A 1,469-nucleotide genomic window follows, 5' to 3' on the forward strand; every position below is an offset into this window, starting at 1 on the left:
CATGAACGGATGGAACGGAAAGGCCCTTTGGGTTGATCTCACAAATAGGCAAATAGCAGTAAAACAAATAGACAAAAAAGTATTGAAAAACTTCATAGGCGGTAGGGGCCTCAATGACTGGGTGCTTTACAACCACGTAAGACCGGGAATAGACCCCCTGAGCCCAGACAACCTTTTGTGTCTTGCCGTAGGTCCCCTAACAGGGACAAACCTCTCGTCCACCAGTCGTATCCATGTAAGCACCTTGTCACCTTTAACAGGAATCTTGGGAGATGGGAATGGCGGAGGCAGCTTTGCCTTGGCTCTCAAGAGGGCTGGCTTTGACCAAATAGTTTTCACCGGCGCATCAGATGTCCCTGTAGCTTTGATAATAGACGGAGAGAACGTCTCCCTCATAGAGGCGGTAGATTTGAAGGACTCTTCCACTTGGGAAAAGACCGACATCCTAAAAGAACGCTTCGGCAGGGATTTTTCCGTGGCTGCCATAGGACAAGCGGGAGAAAACCTGGTTCGCTTCGCCTCAATAATGTTCGACAAACACAACTCCGCGGCAAGGGGCAGTGGTGCCGTCATGGGCTCAAAGAACCTGATGGCCATTGCGGCAAGGGGCAAAATAAAAACTGGCATATCCGACCCATTGACGTTTGAAGAGCTTGCCAAAGCTGACAGAGATTACTTGATGAACGATCCCTTTCAGCGGGACGTAGTAGCCCAAATAGGTACCCACGTTGGAATGATCCGATGGTACCCAGGATTTCGCAACAACGAAAAATATCTCGCCCCTGAAGAGGCTCCTGAGGAGTTACTTCCCGAGTCTCTCAAAAAGTATGAGGTTAGCCGCACCGCTTGTGCAAGCTGTGTAGTGCCCTGCAAGGACGTGTTCCAGATACCCGATGGCCCCTACAAGGGAGAAATAGGCAAGGCCATGGAACATGAATGTATCCACTGCCTGGGGACCAACTCTGGCATTACTGACCCCATAGCCATAATGACCATGGAAAACCTGGCCGACAAGTACGGCATGTGTGTCATAGGACTAGGAAACGCCATAGCCTTCGTGAAGGACCTTTACAACCGGGGCATAATAGGAAAGGAAGACACAGGGGGGCTGGACCTCTCATGGGAGAACACAGAAGCACAGATTGAACTAATCCACCAGATAGCCCTGAGGCAAGGCTTCGGCAACCTGGTAGCAGAGGGACTATACAACATCGCCAGGATAATTGGCCCTCAATCCATGCCCTTCTGTTACCATGTAAAGGGTCTTAGCAGGGGGCATTTCCCCGCGGGGATATTCGCCCTTGCCCACGCGACCTCGACGAGGGGAGCCGACCACCTGAGGGGCCGCAGCTGGGCCTTTGGAGAAAACGACCCTGACCTTTGGCCGGAACTTATCAAAAAGGGCTACATCCCCGAAGAAGACCCGGTCAAGACCCTGTTCATAGCTGAAAGGGCGGTAACCCTGACCG

The 1,469-nt window shown here is 51.9% G+C and carries 1 protein-coding gene; it reads left to right on the forward strand.

The genetic code is table 11. From position 1 onward, the window contains the following. Window positions 1-1,469: aldehyde ferredoxin oxidoreductase N-terminal domain-containing protein (locus V7Z69_RS09915; protein ID WP_334139820.1), on the forward strand; the 1,469-nt coding region annotated here is incomplete at both ends.

Origin of the sequence: Thermovirga lienii, from assembly GCF_036847465.1 — a bacterium.
In the GTDB taxonomy this organism is placed as follows: domain Bacteria; phylum Synergistota; class Synergistia; order Synergistales; family Thermovirgaceae; genus Thermovirga; species Thermovirga lienii.